We start from the raw sequence: 14,371 nt of genomic DNA, 5'->3' as shown, positions 1-14,371 counted from the left end.
CCCGCCCGATCATATCAATTCGAGGAGAAGCCCAATGGCGATCACCGCACAGATGGTGAAGGAACTGCGCGAGACGACCGGCGCAGGCATGATGGACGCTAAGAAGGCCCTGACCGAAACCGACGGCAACATGGAAGCTGCGGTTGACTGGCTGCGCACCAAGGGTCTGGCCAAGGCCGCCAAGAAGTCGGGCCGCACCGCCGCCGAAGGTCTGGTGGGCGTTGCCGTTTCCGGCGGCAAGGGCGTCGCGGTCGAACTGAACTCGGAAACCGACTTCGTCGCCAAGAATGCCGACTTCCAGAAACTGGTCACGAACTTCACCAATGCCGCGCTGAACGTGTCGGACATCGAGGGGCTGAAGGCCGCGCAGGTCGATGGCAAGCCCGTCGAGACCGTGCTGACCGAAGCCATCGCCGTCATCGGCGAGAACATGACCCTGCGCCGCATGGCGGTGCTCGAGGGCGATACGGTCGTGTCCTACGTCCACAACGCTGCCGCCGACAACATGGGCCGCATCGGTGTTCTGGTCGCGCTCAAGGGCACGGACAACGGCATCGGCAAGCAGATCGCGATGCATGTGGCGGCGACCAACCCGGCTTCGCTCTCCGAGGCCGATCTGGACCCGGCACTGGTCGAGCGCGAAAAATCCGTTCTGAGCGAGCAGGCCCGCGAATCCGGCAAGCCCGAAGCGGTGATCGAAAAGATGATCGTCGGCCGCATGGCCAAGTTCTTTGAAGAGGTCACGCTGCTGGGCCAGAAGTTCGTCATCAACCCCGACCTGACCGTGGCCGAGGCCGCAAAGGAAGCCGGGGTCGAGGTTCTCGGCTTTGTCCGCATGTCCGTGGGCGAAGGCATCGAGAAGGAAAAAGAGGACTTCGCGGCAGAGGTCGCCAAGACCCTCGCCGGCTGACCGGTTTCGGATGACATTTCAGGGGCGGGCGCCACGGTGCCCGCCCTTTTCATTTTTCTGTCGCATTCGCGGCAGCAACCCCCTTTCGTATGCGCCATGCCGTGCTAGAAGGCGCTGTGACTGCCGGGGAATTCAATGACTTCTGAACGTTATGACGTGATCATCGTGGGCGGCGCCGTGATGGGCAGCTCGGCCGCCTTCTGGCTGACGCGGATGCAGCCGGATCTCTCGGTCCTGGTGATCGAGATGGACCCGAGCTATGCCTATTCCGCGACCGCCCTGTCGGTCGCGTCGATCCGGCAGCAGTTCACCAACCCGGTGAATGTGGAAATCAGCCGCTTTGGCATCGGCTTTATCCGCGATCTGGAGGGGTCCCTGGGGCGCGAGGTCGGCATCCCCTCGCTCGGGCTGCGGGAAAACGGCTATCTGTTCCTTGCCGGGACGTCCGGGGCCGCAGCGACCATGCAAGAGGTCGCGGCAATGCAGCGCGCCCTTGGGGCCGGAACCGAGGTTCTGGACGCCGATGCGCTCGCCGCACGTTTCCCGTGGCTCCGGCTTGACGATGTGACTGCGGGTTCCTTCGGTCCCTCGGACGAAGGCTGGTTCGACAATATGGGCCTTCTGAACGGGTTCCGGCTGGCCGCACGGGCACAGGGCGCCGAATATCTGGTCGATCGCGTCACGGATCTGCTGCGCGCGGGTGAACGCATCACCGGCGTCCGTCTCGCCTCTGGGCAAGAGATTTCCTGTGGCGCCCTGATCAACGCTGCCGGCACAAGGGCTGCCGATATTCTTCGAACAGCGGGTGAAGATATCCCTGTAGAACCCCGTAAACGAACCGTTTTCATGATCGACGCGCCGAATGCCCGGCATCCGGATGCGCCCCTGATCGTGGATCACACGGGCTTTTACCTGCGCCCCGAGGGCGAGCACTGGATCACCGCCATCGTGCCCGAGGGCGACGGCCCGGTGGACCCTTCCGATTTTGAGCCCCGCGCCTCGGATTTCGAGGATCTGATCTGGCCGCGCCTTTACGACCGCGCGCCGGGCTTCGACGCGGTCAAGGTGCTGCGCTGGTGGGTGGGGCATTACGACTACAACACGCTGGACCAGAACGCGATTGTCGGGCGGCTTCCGGGGCTTGCAAACCTTTACCTGATGAACGGGTTTTCCGGGCACGGGTTGCAGCAGGCGCCGGCCGTCGGGCGCGGCATCGCGGAACTGATCATGACCGGGGGCTATCGGACAATCGACATGACGCCCTTGGGCGCGGAACGCCTGCAGACCAACACCCCCTTTGCCGAGCGCGCGATTATCTGACGCGCGAGGCCATGATCCGGGGGGCGAGCGTCTCGAACCCGTCAAACGCAAAGCTGTGGGGCAGGGCCTCGACCGGGGTTCTGCGGTACCCTTGGGTGAAAAGGCCAAAGGGCACCCCCGCGCGCGAGGCGGTTTCGGCATCCACCTCGCTGTCGCCGACAAAGATCGCGCGGCTGGTGCCCAGATCGGCCATCGCCTGTCGCAGGGGCGCGGGGTCCGGCTTTTTCACCGGCAGGCTGTCGCCGGCGACCACTATCGGGAAAAACGCCGTCAGATCGAAATGCGCCAGCACATTGCGCGTCGGCGCCAGCGGCTTGTTCGTGCAAAGCGCCATCGGGACTTCCGCATCCGCGAGGCGACGCAGGCAGTCCGCCACACCGGGATAAAGCGTCGTAAGCCCCACCGCATCTTCATAGTGATCGAGGAAGCGCCCCAGCACCCGTGCGAGCGTTCCGGCATCCTGCGGAAGGCCAGCGGCGCCGATGACGCGTTCGATCAGGATCGGCGCGCCATTGCCCACAAAGCCCCGAACCACCGGCAGCGAGAGCGGCGGAAGCCCTTCGCCCGCAAGCGCCAGCGTCACGCAGCGATGGATATCGGGGACCGAGTCGACCAGCGTGCCGTCCAGATCGAAGATGACCGCCGTCATGCCATGCGGCCGGTCGCGGCCTCGGCCGCAGTTCGGATCGCACGGATGTTCTCGCCGTAAGGCTCGGGGTCCTGGACCGAGCCGCCCTTGAACACCGCAGAGCCCGCGACCAGCACATCCGCCCCCGCAGCGGCCACCAGCGGCGCGGTTTCGACCGTCACGCCGCCGTCGATCTCTATATGGACGGGACGGTCGCCGATCATCGCGCGCAGACGGCGGATCTTGTCGAGTTGCGAATGGATGAACTTTTGCCCGCCGAAGCCCGGGTTGACCGTCATCACGCAGATCAGGTCCACCATGTCCAGAAGATGCTCCACCGCGTCGATGCCCGTGCCCGGGTTGAGCGCGAGCCCGGCGCGCGCCCCGGCGCCCCGGATCGCCTGAAGGGTGCGGTGGATATGCGGCCCGGCCTCCAGATGCGCGGTGATGATATCGGCGCCCGATGCCGCAAAGGCCTCGATATAAGGGTCGGCCGGCGCGATCATCAGATGCACGTCCATGACGCCCTTTATATGGGGCCGGATCGCGGCGCAGGTGGCAGGACCAAAGGTGATGTTCGGCACGAAATGCCCGTCCATCACATCGACATGCACCCAGTCGGCGCCCTGGGCCTCGACCGCCCGGCACTCGGCGCCGAAATTCGCGAAATCGGCGGAAAGGATCGACGGCGCGATCTTGATGGAACGGGAAAAGGTCATGCCGGCCCCCTTGGCTGCGAATCCCGGCCCTTTTCCCAGATGTGGGCCGGTGGGGGAAGGGGGCAGCCGGTCGCGGCCCCGATTTGAATCGGACGACCAATACTTTTGAGCATGTCGCGGCCCCGGGATTTTTGCGCAATACTGAAGCCATGGACAGGAAAGGCACCGGCACAACCCTAAATTTTGTCGACAAGGCGGCGGTGGCGCGGGTTGCGGCCATCCTCTCTGCGCTGTTCATCGCCTCGCCGTCGTCGGCACAAGGGTTGCGCAGCCCGCAGGGCGATCCGGTTCTGATAATCGAAGGCGCCCTGACCCACACCAATGACGGGGACCGCGCCGTCTTTGACATGGCGATGCTGCGGGACCTGCCGCAGGTAAGCTTTGCCACCAACACGATCTGGACCGAAGGGGAGCGGAGCTTTACCGGCGTGCCGCTGATCGCGGTGCTGGACGCGGTTGGCGCGCAGGGCGATCTGGTCATCGCCCATGCGCTCAACGACTATGAGGTGGAAATTCCCATAGCCGAGCTGGAGGAGGACGTCCCGATCATTGCCTATGAGATGGACGGTGCCGAGATGTCGCTGCGGCAGAACGGGCCGCTCTGGGTCGTCTATCCCTATGATGCGGCCATCCGCTATCGCACGGATACCGCCTTTGCCCGGAGCATCTGGCATCTGAATCTGCTTCGGGTGCTGGAATAACGACCATGCACCGCTGGCTTTCAGAAGAGGATGATGGCACCGCGCCACGGCAGATGTCGCGGCGTTACCTCGCCTATGGCGGGCTCGCGGCGCTGCTCGCCGGCGGGCTGGTGATGCTGCTGGTGATCTTCAACGGGATCGAACGGCAGCTTGAAATCGTCCGCAGCACATATTCCGACAACACGGCCTGGCTGATTTCACAGGTGCAGGTGGATGCGATGAACCTGCAACTCGCCGTCATGCGGGCAGGGGATGAGGACCCGCCCACGCCCCGGGGGCTGCGCGCTGTCCGCCAGAACTTCGACATCCTCTACAGCCGTATTCAGTTGATCGAGGGCAGCTATGTGCTCCGCCATGCGGAGGTGCCGGAACAGGCGCGCGGGTCGATGGCCGAAATGCGCAGCTTTCTCGATACCTGGGCGATGGTGGTCGATGGACCCGACAGCGCGGTTGCCGCGGCCTTGCCCCGGATCGAGGCGCAGCTCGACCAGTTGGCGCCGGGCGTGAGAACCGGAATCGTCCATCTTTTCCAATCGCTGGTAAACGAAAGCGACAGGCGACGTGCAGCCTTTCGCGCAAGCGTCGGAAATTTCGCGACCGTTTCGCTGATCCTCATCACCCTCGTCTCAATCGTGGTGGTCTATGTCCTGATCCTCTACCGGACGCTGGACCGACGCGCCCATATCTCGTCGCGCATCGCCTCGAACCTGCGCACGACGATCGAGGCATCGCTCGATTCCGTCATCGTGATCGACGCCGAGGCGAAGATCCTCGAATATAACGGTGCCGCCGAGAGGATGTTCGGCCGCAGCCGGCAGGACGCGATCAACAAGGATTTCGGCGAGGTCATCCAGACCGGCGGCAACGACAACTCGCTGCGGCTGGAAATCGCGCGATACCTCCAGAATGGGCATTCCGCGCTGATCAATCAGGGGCGGTTCACCTCGACGGCGGCGCGCGGGGACGGGACCTCCTTTGCGGTGGAGGTCGCGCTGTCGCGCGCCAGCGACGCAAGCGGGCGCCCGGTCTTCATCACCTTTGTCCGCGACGTCGAGGAACAGCGCCGCTATGAGGACTCGCTCCGTGAGGCGCGCAATGCCGCGCAGCAGGGAGAGCAGGCGAAGTCACGCTTTCTGGCCATCATGAGCCACGAGATGCGGACCCCTCTGAACGGGCTTATCGGAGCACTCGAACTGCTGGAGGCAACATCCGGGCTGAGCGACCGGCAGCGCCGGTTGCTGGATGTCGCGCGCAATTGCAGCCAGATGACGCTGGAACAGGTGAACAACGTTCTCGAACTCACGCGGATCGAGGCCTCCGATACGGTGCCGCCGGCGGCTGCGCCATTCCGTCCGGCCAACGTCCTTCAGGAAATCCTCGATCAGAACCGCGCAATGGCACATGCGCGCGGAAACCGCCTGTGGTTGAACCTGGGGCCGGGTTTGGCAGAAATGCAGGTCATGGGTCTCCGGCAGCAGTTTTCCCGGGTTGCGGCCAACCTGATCGGAAACGCGGTGAAGTTTACCGAGAACGGCAAGGTCCGCGTCTCGCTTTCGCTTCACGAGCGCAGCGAAACACATATCGACTTGCTTCTGGAGGTCACGGATACCGGGATTGGCATTGCGCCCGAGAACCTGGAACGCATATTTAACAACTTTGAGACGATTGATGGGAGTTATTCCCGCGTGGCGACTGGAACCGGCCTGGGGCTGGGAATTGCACGGATGGCCGCCGATGTGATGGGCGGCACCATCAGCGTGACCAGCCAGCTGGGGTTGGGCAGCAGCTTTACCTTGCGCGTCGGCTTTCCGCGCGTGACCGCCGCCTCTGTGGAAATGAAATCGAATGAGACGCGCGACCCCGCGCTGGCGTCAGTGGAACCGCCGGATGAAAGCGACGCGCGGACGACGAGCCTTCGGGTTCTGATCGTCGAGGACAATGAGATCAACCGCTTCGTCCTGGGCGAGATATTGCGAAGCCGGGGGCATGATGTTCACGAGGTCTGCGACGGGCGACAGGCCGTCGATGCCGCAACCGGCACGGGACGGTTCGATCTGATCCTCATGGATATCAGCATGCCCGTCATGGACGGGTTGGAGGCGACACGACTGATCCGGGCGGACGCCAGGGTCGGCACGACGCCCATCATCGGCGTCACAGCCCATGCCATTCCCGAAGAGATCGATCGCTTCAAGGCCTGCGGCATGACCGAGGTCATCACCAAGCCGGTATCGGGTGCGGCGCTTGACGCAGCCCTGGCGGCGCTGGCGCAAGCCGAACCGGTCGCGGTGGAGCCTGTCCAGACGGAGCGGCATTCATCAACTGCTCCACAGCTGCAGCCCGTCACTCTGGCTGACTATCCGCTCATTGATCCGGCGGTCGAGGAAGAAACGCGTGAAATGCTTGGCGCCGACCTGCGGCATAACCTGATCGAACGATTTCGCGCAGAGATGGCGACAGCGCTGCCGCAACTGGACGCACAGAGCACGGAGGATGCGGAGAGATGCTCAGCGCTCGCACACAGGCTTGCCGGTGCCGCGGCAGTGATGGGCGCAAGGCGTCTGCACAAGGCATTGCTCGCCTTGGAAGACGCTTTACGAGAAGGTGCGGCGGCACAACCGTCTTTGTCGGACGTCCACATGATCTGGGTTTCGACCGAGGACGCATTGATCCAGCTTGATGATGCGACGGATCCCGCGGAACGGCCAGGGGCTGATGCAACATAATACTGATTATGGGTTGCTCGCGCAAAGTCCCGGCGCCGGAAACTACCCCATAGGAAGACTGATGCTGAAGCGGCTGCCGACGCCGCGCTCGCTCTCGATCCGGAAGCGTCCCCTGTGGCGGTTGACGATGTGCTTGACGATGGCGAGCCCGAGCCCCGTTCCACCCCGTTCCCGCGAGCGGTGATCGTCGATCCGGTAGAACCGTTCCGTCAGGCGCGGAATGTGGATCGGGTCGATACCGTCGCCACGGTCGATGACATCGATCCGGACGGCCGGGCCACGCAGCGAGATGTCGCGTTCTTCGTGACTGACCGCGACCGTCACCTTTTCCCCGGTCGATCCGTATTTGATCGCGTTCTCGATGAGATTGTGCATGACCTGCGTGATCTGGTCGGCGTCGGCGCGCACCTCCAGCGCGTCCTCCGGACCCAGATATTCCAGCGTGATCCCCTGGTCGGCGGCAATCGGGCGGATCGCGGCGATGGACGCCTTGACCAGCGCCGTAAGATCGACAAGCTCCGTCGGTCTGACGCGCTCGGCCGCCTCGACCCGGCTGAGCGACAGAAGATCCGCCACAAGCCGGTTCATGCGCGTCGCCTCACGCTCCATGATGTCGAGAAACCGCTCGCGTGCCGCAGCATCGTCGCGGGCCGCGCCCTTGAGCGTCTCGATGAAGCCCAGAAGCGCGGTCAGCGGCGTGCGCAGCTCATGGCTCACATTCGCCACAAAGTCGCGGCGCATCCGGCCGGCGGTTTCCATATCGGTGATATCCTCGAACGACACGAGCACGCCGCCGCCATCCGCCCCCTCGATCGCCGAGGTTTGGACACGGTAGGTCGTTTCCCGCGAGGGCCCCACGACGATATAACGCGCCTGCCCCGTCTGCCGGTGGCGCAGCGTCCCCTCGATGCAGTCAAGAAGGCCGGGCTGACGCAGGACGATGATGTAATTCCGCCCCTCGATCCCCGTGCCGAAGAGGGATTCGGCGGCGGCATTCGCGGCCACCACCCGGGCGTCGTCGCCGATCAATACAATCGGAAGGGGAACCCCGGCGAGGATTGTCCGCACAAGTTCCGAGTTCATATCGGCCAATCTCCGTGCCCGGCGCGCAAATCTGTGGCGACAGTGCTGCACTGCGGCGGCTTTGTAAACGGCATACAATCTTCAGGTATTGCTCTTGCAGAGGTTGTGTTAACGGTATTTTGACTTTGATGTTCGACTAATTTTCCAGTGTCCCTTTTTTGTTTTTGAACCCCTGACAAACAGGCGCTGGATGCCAAACATGAAAAACAGCTCGTCACTGGCGGTTTCCTTTCGACCTGCCTTGGCAGGATGCGGGCCGCTGCTCGCGATTGACTGCATCGGCCAGATGCAGAACAGACCAATCATTTGTGACAGGCTTGTGAATGAGCCGCCGGTGGCCACCACATTTCGCATGCTCTGTCCGCAGATTCTGGCGCAGATGCGACCTGAAACCATCGTCGCCCCTCTGTTCGGAAGCGGGTATGACGCACTCGATCTGGTCGAACGATTGGCGATGATGGGATACCGTGGGCGGCTCTTCATACTCGCGCCGTCCCTGCCCCGGCCGGCAATCGTTCAGGATGACCTGAACGCCGCCGCCGACGGGATCGATGTGACGCTGATCCTGCCTGGCCAGACCTGACACCCGGCCAGAGGTTCGGCTGCCCGGCGCTGCCGCCGGGCCGATGCGCAGTTCCCGGCCGCCTCAGGCGCGGGTCGCGGCCTCGATGGCGGCGCTGAATTCCGAGATGAGCAGCTCGATCTCTTCGACGCCCACCGAGACGCGAAAGAACCCTTCGGAGATCCCGTTGGCCGCGCGCGACTCAGCCGACATCCCGCGATGCGACGAAGACGCCGGATGCGACAGCGTCGTCCCGATATCGCCGAGCGTCGGGGCAAAGGCGATCTGGGGCGCGGCGCGGGTCAGCGCGTTTGCCGCGGCACGGCCGCCCTCGACCTCGAACGAAAGCATGTTGCCACCGCGCCGGCCCAGAAGCCCGATGGCCCGGTTGTGGTCGGGGTGATCGGGCCGCGTCGGATAGATCACGCGGCGCACCCCGGGCAGCGCCGCCAGATGTTCGGCCAGACGGGCGGCGTTCTCTTCGGCCCGGTCATAGCGCAGCGCAAAGGAATAAAGCCCCCGTTCCGCCAGCCAGCAGTCGAACGGGCTTGCCGTCAGGCCAAGGGTCGTCGCCATGTCATAGATCGCGCGGCGGTGATCGGGGTTACGGGCCGCCACATAGCCCAGCGTCGCATCTGCATGGCCCGCCAGCAGCTTGGTGACCGAGTGGATGACGATATCCGCCCCGAAATCGAACGGCCGCAGCCCCCGGGGCGTCGTGAAGGTGTTGTCCACCGCCAGCAGAATGCCCCGATCCCGCGCCAGCCTTGCGATGCCTTCGATATCGGCCACACGCAGTGTCGGGTTCGAGACCGTCTCGATCAGGATCATCCGCGTTTCGGGGCGCAGGGCGGCCTCGACCGCCGCCGCGTCGGTCTGGTCGGCAAGGCTGTGCCCGATCCCGAAGCGCGGCAGATCCTGCGTCATCATCCGCAGCGACCGGCCGTAAAGCTGGTTGCCCCCGACGATATGATCGCCGCTTTTCAGAAGGCCCAGAAGCGCGGCCGAGACCGCAGCCATCCCCGAGCCCACCACAAGCCCGCCGGTCGCGCCTTCCAGCGCGTCGATCTTTTGCGCCAGCACCGTCGCGTTTGGATGGCCTTCGCGTGCATAGGTATAACCTTGCACCTGGCCCGCATATTGCGCATCCAGTTCGTCGGGCGACTCTGACGCGTAGACGACCGAGGGCTGGAGAGGTGTCACCACCGCCCGGCTGACGCTATCGGGCCAGGGTGTACGGCGGACGAGAGTATCGGTCATCGGTCTTCCTGTCGTTTGGGGGATGTCACAGCGCGCGCAGACCGGTGCGGAAACGGCGCATATTGGCCATGTAGCCCTCGGCGCTTTTGGCAAGGCGGGCGATGGCCTCGTCATCGAGTTGCCGCACGACGCGCCCCGGTGCGCCCATCACGAGGCTGCCATCCGGGATTTCCTTGCCCTCGGTAATCAGGGCGCCCGCCCCGATCAGGCAGTTGCGCCCGATCCGCGCCCCGTTCAGAACCGTGGCGCCCATGCCGATCAGGCTGTTGTCGCCGATCGTGCAGCCATGCAGCATCGCCTTGTGGCCGATCGTGCACATCCGGCCGATGGTCAGCGGAAAGCCCCAGTCGGTATGCAGCACCGCGTTTTCCTGAATATTCGTGCCCGCTCCGACGGTAATGGGTTCGTTATCGCCACGCAAAACCGCCCCGAACCAGACCGAGGCGCCCTGCCCCAGTGTCACGCGGCCTATGACATGCGCCCCCGGCGCGATCCAGAAATCGCCGTCTTGCGGCAGGTCGGGCCCGGTTCCGTCCAGTTCGTAGATCATCTGCGCGCCTCGAATTCCCGGTTGAGCCCGCGCACGAAATCCGTCAGGTCGGGCTGGCGGTCGCGGCGCATCCGCTCGGCCAGAATGATGGTGCGCAGATCGGCCTCGGTCGTGTCAAGGTCACGGTTGATCAGCACATAGTCATATTCCGCCCAATGGCTGATTTCGTCCCGGCTTTTGGCCATGCGGCCGGCGATCACCTCGGCGCTGTCCTGCGCCCGTTCGCGCAGCCGTCGGTCCAGTTCCGCAATCGACGGCGGCAGCACGAAGATCGAAACGACGTCCTTGCCAAGCGCGGAATTCCGGACCTGCTGGCCGCCCTGCCAGTCGATGTCGAAGAGCGTGTCGCGCCCGGCGGTCATCGCCTCTTCGACCGGACCGCGCGGCGAGCCGTAGAAGTTTCCGAAAACCTCGGCATGTTCCAGCATCTGACCGGAATCGACCATGGCGAGGAACTCCTCGCGCGAGCGGAAATAGTATTCGCGCCCGTCCACCTCGCCGGGCCGCGGGGCGCGGGTGGTGGCCGACACCGAAAAGCGCAAAGTCGGGTCCCAGGCCATCAGCCGGCGGGCAAGCGTCGATTTGCCCGCGCCCGACGGCGAGGAAAGGATAATCAGAAGCCCGCGCCGCGTCATGCCTACTCCACGTTCTGAACCTGCTCGCGCATCTGATCTATGACCGCCTTGAGGTCAAGTCCGAGCCGGGTGAGCGTCACGGACTGCGACTTGGAACAGAGCGTATTGGCCTCGCGGTTGAATTCCTGCATCAGAAAGTCGAGCCTGCGCCCGATGGGGTCGGCCAGGGCCAGAAGCGCCCGCGCCGCCGCCACATGCGCCTCCAGCCGGTCGAGCTCTTCGCTGATATCCGCCTTGACGGCGATGAGTGCCAGTTCCTGTTCCACCCGCTGCGGATCGGCACCCGGTGCCCCCTCCATCACGCGGGCAAGGTTCGCGCGCAGCGTCCCGGCGGCTTCTGCCGTCTGAGCTTCGGCAGCGTCGCGCGCACGGGCGACAAGATCGGCGATCGTCGCAAGATGCCGCGAAAGCGCCTCGGCAAGGGTCTGCCCCTCGATCGCGCGCATGTCGTTGAAGGCCGCGAGCAGCAAGGGCAGGTCCGACAAGAGCGCCATACGCAGCGCCGGTTGGCCGTCCTCTTCGGGCGGGCGGGTTTCCTGAACGCCGCGCAGGGTCAGGATGTCGCTGCTGCGCGCCGGTGTCACCGTCACCCCCTGCTGCGCGGCGGCCATCTCGATCTGGCGCAGCGCGGCCAGCGTCGCGGCAAGGGCTGCCGGGTTGACCCGCGGCATCTCGGCGCCGGTGTCACGTGTCACCCGCAGCGAAAGTTGCAGGCTGCCCCGCCCCACAGCCCCAGATATCGCGCTGCGGATGGCGGGCTCCAGCCCCTCGATCCCTTCGGGAATCCGCAGCCGCAGATCGAGCCCCTTGCCGTTCACGCCCCGCAATTCCCACAGCCAGCTTGCCCCGGCGCCCTCGCCGCGACGACTGGCGAAGCCGGTCATAGAGTTTACCATTTACTTAAAATCCTCCGGACTTCGAACTCAGCGGGTGCTATTAACGTTTGGGTAAGTAAGTTTGTGACAGTTACCAGAGGGGGGCGTGAGGGGCAACGCGGCGGCATTCGCCCGTGACCAGCGCCGGGCTTCGACCATGAAAGAAGATGACCATCGCATCGCGGAAATAGTCCCCTTCTCTCGGGCGCAGGAAACATGCAGGGACCCGATGATCCTGGCCGTCCGCAGCTATTGGGACGCGCTGCGGCTTGAGGACGGGATACCCCTGCGGTCGCGGGTCGATCCGCGCGGGCTTGAGACGGTGCTGGACCACGCCTTTCTGCTGGAACGGATCGCGCCCGGAATGGCCCGGTTTCGCGTCGCCGGGCATCACCTTGGCGATCTAATGGGGATGGAGATGCGGGGAATGCCGCTTTCGGCCCTGTTCCTGCCGAATGCCCGCGACACGGTCGGGCGCCTGCTGGAAGGGGTGTTCGCCAATCCGCAGGTCGCCGAGATCGGCGTGCAAAGCCCCGGCGGGTTGCGGCATGAGGTGCTGGCCGGGACGCTCCTTCTGCTGCCGCTCCGGGATGAGGGCGGGACGATCACCCGCGCGATGGGCTGTCTTGTCACCAAGGGCACCGTGGGGCGCACGCCCCGTCGCCTGACCGTGACCGAGGCGCGGACCGAACCGCTGGCGCGGCCAACGGCAAGCGCCGAAGACCTGCCCCCCGGCCTCGCTGCACCACCGCCACCTGCGGCCCGGGCTGGCGGTTTCGCCGAGGAACAGGCGCCGTTCCACACACCTACGCCCTCGCGGCGCCCTTATCTGCGTCTGGTCAAGTCTGACCCGCGAGACTGAAAAGGCTCGCCAACGGGTTCAACCGCGGGCGAGCCTACTCATTTCTATTGGTCGGGAATGGCGCGCCGGCCATCCCCGCTCAGATGGCCGCGCGGCGCGGGCTGGTTTGCCGGCTCGCCGAAAGCTCCTCGGCGATGAGGAAGGCCAGTTCCAGCGCCTGACTGGCGTTCAGGCGCGGGTCGCAGGCGGTGTGATAGCGGTCCGACAGGTTTTCATCCGTCACTGCCCGCACGCCGCCCGTGCATTCGGTCACGTCCTGGCCCGTCATCTCGAAATGGACACCGCCCGCCACGGTTCCTTCGGCCTTGTGGACCGCAAAGAACTCACGCACCTCGCGCAGCACGCTTTCGAACGGCCGCGTCTTGTAGCCCGAGGCCGACTTGATCGTGTTGCCGTGCATCGGGTCGCAGGTCCAGACGACATTGGCGCCAAGGTCCTGCACCGTGCGGATCAGGCGCGGAAGGTGGTCGCCCACCGTGCCCGCGCCGAAGCGCGCGATCAGGGTCAGGCGCCCGGCCTCGTTTTCCGGGTTGAGCCGCTCGATCAGACGCTTCAGGTCATCGGCCTGCAGGCTCGGCCCGCATTTCAGGCCGATCGGGTTCTGCACGCCACGGCAGAATTCCACATGCGCCCCATCGGGCTGGCGCGTGCGGTCGCCGATCCAGATCATGTGGCCCGAGCCCGCCACCGGCAGCCCCGTGGTGCTGTCGATCCGGCACAGCGCCTCTTCGTATTCCAGCAGCAGCGCCTCATGGCTGGTGTAGAAATTCACCGTCCCGAGTTCATGCGCGGTTTCCGCGTTCACACCGGCCGCATCCATGAAGTCGAGCGCGTCGGCGATCCGGTTCGAGAGGTCGCGGTAGCGTTCCGCCTTTTCCCCCTCGGTAAAGCCGAGCGTCCAGCTGTGGACCCGGTGGATATCCGCGAAACCGCCCGTGCTGAAGGCGCGCAGAAGGTTCAGCGTCGCCGCGGCCTGGGTATAGGCCTGCAACATCCGCTGCGGATCGGGGATCCGCGCCTCGGGCGTGAACTCGAACCCGTTGATGATGTCGCCGCGATAGCTGGGCAGTTCCACCCCGCCTGCGGTTTCGGTCGCGGCCGAACGCGGCTTGGCGAACTGGCCCGCCATCCGGCCGACCTTGACCACCGGCACCTTGGCGCCATAGGTCAGTACGACCGCCATCTGCAGCATCACCTTGAACGTGTCGCGGATCGTGTCGGCGGTGAATTCGGCAAAGCTCTCGGCGCAGTCGCCGCCTTGCAACAGGAAGGCCTTGCCTTGCGCCACCTCGCCCAGTTGCCGCCGCAGCTTGCGCGCCTCTCCGGCAAAGACCAAGGGCGGATATTTGGCAAGCTGCGCCTCGACGGCGTTCAGCGCGGCCTTATCCGTATAGTCGGGCATCTGGACCCGCGGTTTCGCGCGCCAGTCAGATTTGCTCCAGCCCTTGGTCATGGTCTTACTCCGGGTTAGCGATAGCAGGCTTCGCATATAACGGCGAAGGCGCTTTGTTGCAAACCCGGAAAAGCCCGCTTGCGCGTA

General features: G+C 64.8%; 14 protein-coding genes. 6 read left to right on the top strand and 8 right to left on the bottom strand.

Annotated features, from left to right (window positions below; genetic code table 11):
• Positions 1–34: 34 nt before the first annotated feature.
• On the top strand, positions 35–910 hold the full coding sequence (gene tsf / locus ACFSGJ_RS06980) for a translation elongation factor Ts (RefSeq protein WP_390260274.1): 876 nt from the start codon (positions 35–37) through the stop codon (positions 908–910).
• Positions 911–1,045: 135 nt separating this feature from the next.
• Positions 1,046–2,230 (top strand): NAD(P)/FAD-dependent oxidoreductase, encoded by a 1,185-nt coding sequence (locus ACFSGJ_RS06975; RefSeq protein WP_390260273.1) that lies wholly within the window; start codon positions 1,046–1,048, stop codon positions 2,228–2,230.
• Here the strand turns inward: ACFSGJ_RS06975 and gph are convergent.
• Both gph and rpe read right to left on the bottom strand, forming a co-directional pair.
• On the bottom strand, positions 2,223–2,879 hold the full coding sequence (gph, locus tag ACFSGJ_RS06970) for a phosphoglycolate phosphatase (RefSeq protein ID WP_390260272.1): 657 nt from the start codon (positions 2,877–2,879) through the stop codon (positions 2,223–2,225). The genes ACFSGJ_RS06975 and gph overlap by 8 nt on opposite strands.
• Complete coding sequence (gene rpe / locus ACFSGJ_RS06965; protein WP_390260271.1) at positions 2,876–3,577, bottom strand: ribulose-phosphate 3-epimerase; 702 nt, start codon at positions 3,575–3,577, stop codon at positions 2,876–2,878. Before rpe ends, gph begins: the two co-directional genes overlap by 4 nt.
• Positions 3,578–3,726: 149 nt before the next feature.
• Between rpe and ACFSGJ_RS06960 the strand changes: the two genes are divergently transcribed.
• Both ACFSGJ_RS06960 and ACFSGJ_RS06955 read left to right on the top strand, forming a co-directional pair.
• Positions 3,727–4,278, top strand: coding sequence for a putative pterin-binding protein (locus tag ACFSGJ_RS06960; RefSeq protein ID WP_390260270.1), 552 nt, complete (start codon positions 3,727–3,729; stop codon positions 4,276–4,278).
• A 5-nt stretch (positions 4,279–4,283) separates the two neighbouring features.
• Positions 4,284–7,004, top strand: coding sequence for an ATP-binding protein (locus ACFSGJ_RS06955; protein WP_390260269.1), 2,721 nt, complete (start codon positions 4,284–4,286; stop codon positions 7,002–7,004).
• Positions 7,005–7,046: 42 nt separating this feature from the next.
• Here the strand turns inward: ACFSGJ_RS06955 and ACFSGJ_RS06950 are convergent, their stop codons facing one another.
• Positions 7,047–8,087 (bottom strand): sensor histidine kinase, encoded by a 1,041-nt coding sequence (locus tag ACFSGJ_RS06950; RefSeq protein ID WP_390260268.1) that lies wholly within the window; start codon positions 8,085–8,087, stop codon positions 7,047–7,049.
• Positions 8,088–8,286: 199 nt separating this feature from the next.
• On the opposite strand from ACFSGJ_RS06950, the gene ACFSGJ_RS06945 reads away from it, so the two are divergent.
• Entirely contained in the window at positions 8,287–8,670 is a 384-nt protein-coding gene (locus tag ACFSGJ_RS06945; RefSeq protein ID WP_390260267.1) for a hypothetical protein, read from the top strand.
• Between the two features lie 63 nt (positions 8,671–8,733).
• Here ACFSGJ_RS06945 and ACFSGJ_RS06940 read toward each other — a convergent pair whose 3' ends face one another.
• The 4 genes from ACFSGJ_RS06940 to ACFSGJ_RS06925 are packed head-to-tail and all read right to left on the bottom strand — an operon-like array spanning position 8,734 to position 11,990.
• The gene (locus ACFSGJ_RS06940; protein WP_390260266.1) at positions 8,734–9,909 is read right to left on the bottom strand and encodes a trans-sulfuration enzyme family protein; all 1,176 of its coding nucleotides are present in this window, start codon (positions 9,907–9,909) and stop codon (positions 8,734–8,736) included.
• 25 nt (positions 9,910–9,934) lie between these two features.
• A complete protein-coding gene (locus tag ACFSGJ_RS06935) occupies positions 9,935–10,459 on the bottom strand; it encodes a gamma carbonic anhydrase family protein (protein WP_390260265.1) in 525 nt (174 codons plus the stop codon).
• Entirely contained in the window at positions 10,456–11,094 is a 639-nt protein-coding gene (gmk, locus tag ACFSGJ_RS06930; protein WP_390260264.1) for a guanylate kinase, read from the bottom strand. Before gmk ends, ACFSGJ_RS06935 begins: the two co-directional genes overlap by 4 nt.
• 2 nt (positions 11,095–11,096) lie before the next feature.
• Complete coding sequence (locus tag ACFSGJ_RS06925) at positions 11,097–11,990, bottom strand: YicC/YloC family endoribonuclease (RefSeq protein WP_390260263.1); 894 nt, start codon at positions 11,988–11,990, stop codon at positions 11,097–11,099.
• Between the two features lie 208 nt (positions 11,991–12,198).
• Between ACFSGJ_RS06925 and ACFSGJ_RS06920 the strand changes: the two genes are divergently transcribed.
• Positions 12,199–12,831 (top strand): PAS domain-containing protein, encoded by a 633-nt coding sequence (locus tag ACFSGJ_RS06920; protein WP_390260262.1) that lies wholly within the window; start codon positions 12,199–12,201, stop codon positions 12,829–12,831.
• Between the two features lie 79 nt (positions 12,832–12,910).
• On the opposite strand, the gene ACFSGJ_RS06915 is transcribed toward ACFSGJ_RS06920, so the two are convergent.
• Positions 12,911–14,284, bottom strand: coding sequence for a class II 3-deoxy-7-phosphoheptulonate synthase (locus ACFSGJ_RS06915; RefSeq protein WP_390260261.1), 1,374 nt, complete (start codon positions 14,282–14,284; stop codon positions 12,911–12,913).
• Positions 14,285–14,371: the final 87 nt, after the last annotated feature.

Origin of the sequence: Halodurantibacterium flavum (assembly GCF_042681825.1) — a bacterium.
Lineage (GTDB): Bacteria > Pseudomonadota > Alphaproteobacteria > Rhodobacterales > Rhodobacteraceae > Halodurantibacterium > Halodurantibacterium flavum.
This window is presented reverse-complemented; position numbering and strand designations above follow the sequence as displayed.

Excerpts from the sequence above, each read along its gene's own strand:
- tsf (WP_390260274.1), top strand. The coding sequence starts at position 35 with ATGGCGATCACCGCACAGATGGTGAAGGAACTGCGCGAGACGACCGGC.
- ACFSGJ_RS06975 (WP_390260273.1), top strand. The coding sequence starts at position 1,046 with ATGACTTCTGAACGTTATGACGTGATCATCGTGGGCGGCGCCGTGATG.
- gph (WP_390260272.1), bottom strand. The coding sequence starts at position 2,879 with ATGACGGCGGTCATCTTCGATCTGGACGGCACGCTGGTCGACTCGGTC.
- rpe (WP_390260271.1), bottom strand. The coding sequence starts at position 3,577 with ATGACCTTTTCCCGTTCCATCAAGATCGCGCCGTCGATCCTTTCCGCC.
- ACFSGJ_RS06960 (WP_390260270.1), top strand. The coding sequence starts at position 3,727 with ATGGACAGGAAAGGCACCGGCACAACCCTAAATTTTGTCGACAAGGCG.
- ACFSGJ_RS06955 (WP_390260269.1), top strand. The coding sequence starts at position 4,284 with ATGCACCGCTGGCTTTCAGAAGAGGATGATGGCACCGCGCCACGGCAG.
- ACFSGJ_RS06950 (WP_390260268.1), bottom strand. The coding sequence starts at position 8,087 with ATGAACTCGGAACTTGTGCGGACAATCCTCGCCGGGGTTCCCCTTCCG.
- ACFSGJ_RS06945 (WP_390260267.1), top strand. The coding sequence starts at position 8,287 with ATGAAAAACAGCTCGTCACTGGCGGTTTCCTTTCGACCTGCCTTGGCA.
- ACFSGJ_RS06940 (WP_390260266.1), bottom strand. The coding sequence starts at position 9,909 with ATGACCGATACTCTCGTCCGCCGTACACCCTGGCCCGATAGCGTCAGC.
- ACFSGJ_RS06935 (WP_390260265.1), bottom strand. The coding sequence starts at position 10,459 with ATGATCTACGAACTGGACGGAACCGGGCCCGACCTGCCGCAAGACGGC.
- gmk (WP_390260264.1), bottom strand. The coding sequence starts at position 11,094 with ATGACGCGGCGCGGGCTTCTGATTATCCTTTCCTCGCCGTCGGGCGCG.
- ACFSGJ_RS06925 (WP_390260263.1), bottom strand. The coding sequence starts at position 11,990 with ATGGTAAACTCTATGACCGGCTTCGCCAGTCGTCGCGGCGAGGGCGCC.
- ACFSGJ_RS06920 (WP_390260262.1), top strand. The coding sequence starts at position 12,199 with ATGATCCTGGCCGTCCGCAGCTATTGGGACGCGCTGCGGCTTGAGGAC.
- ACFSGJ_RS06915 (WP_390260261.1), bottom strand. The coding sequence starts at position 14,284 with ATGACCAAGGGCTGGAGCAAATCTGACTGGCGCGCGAAACCGCGGGTC.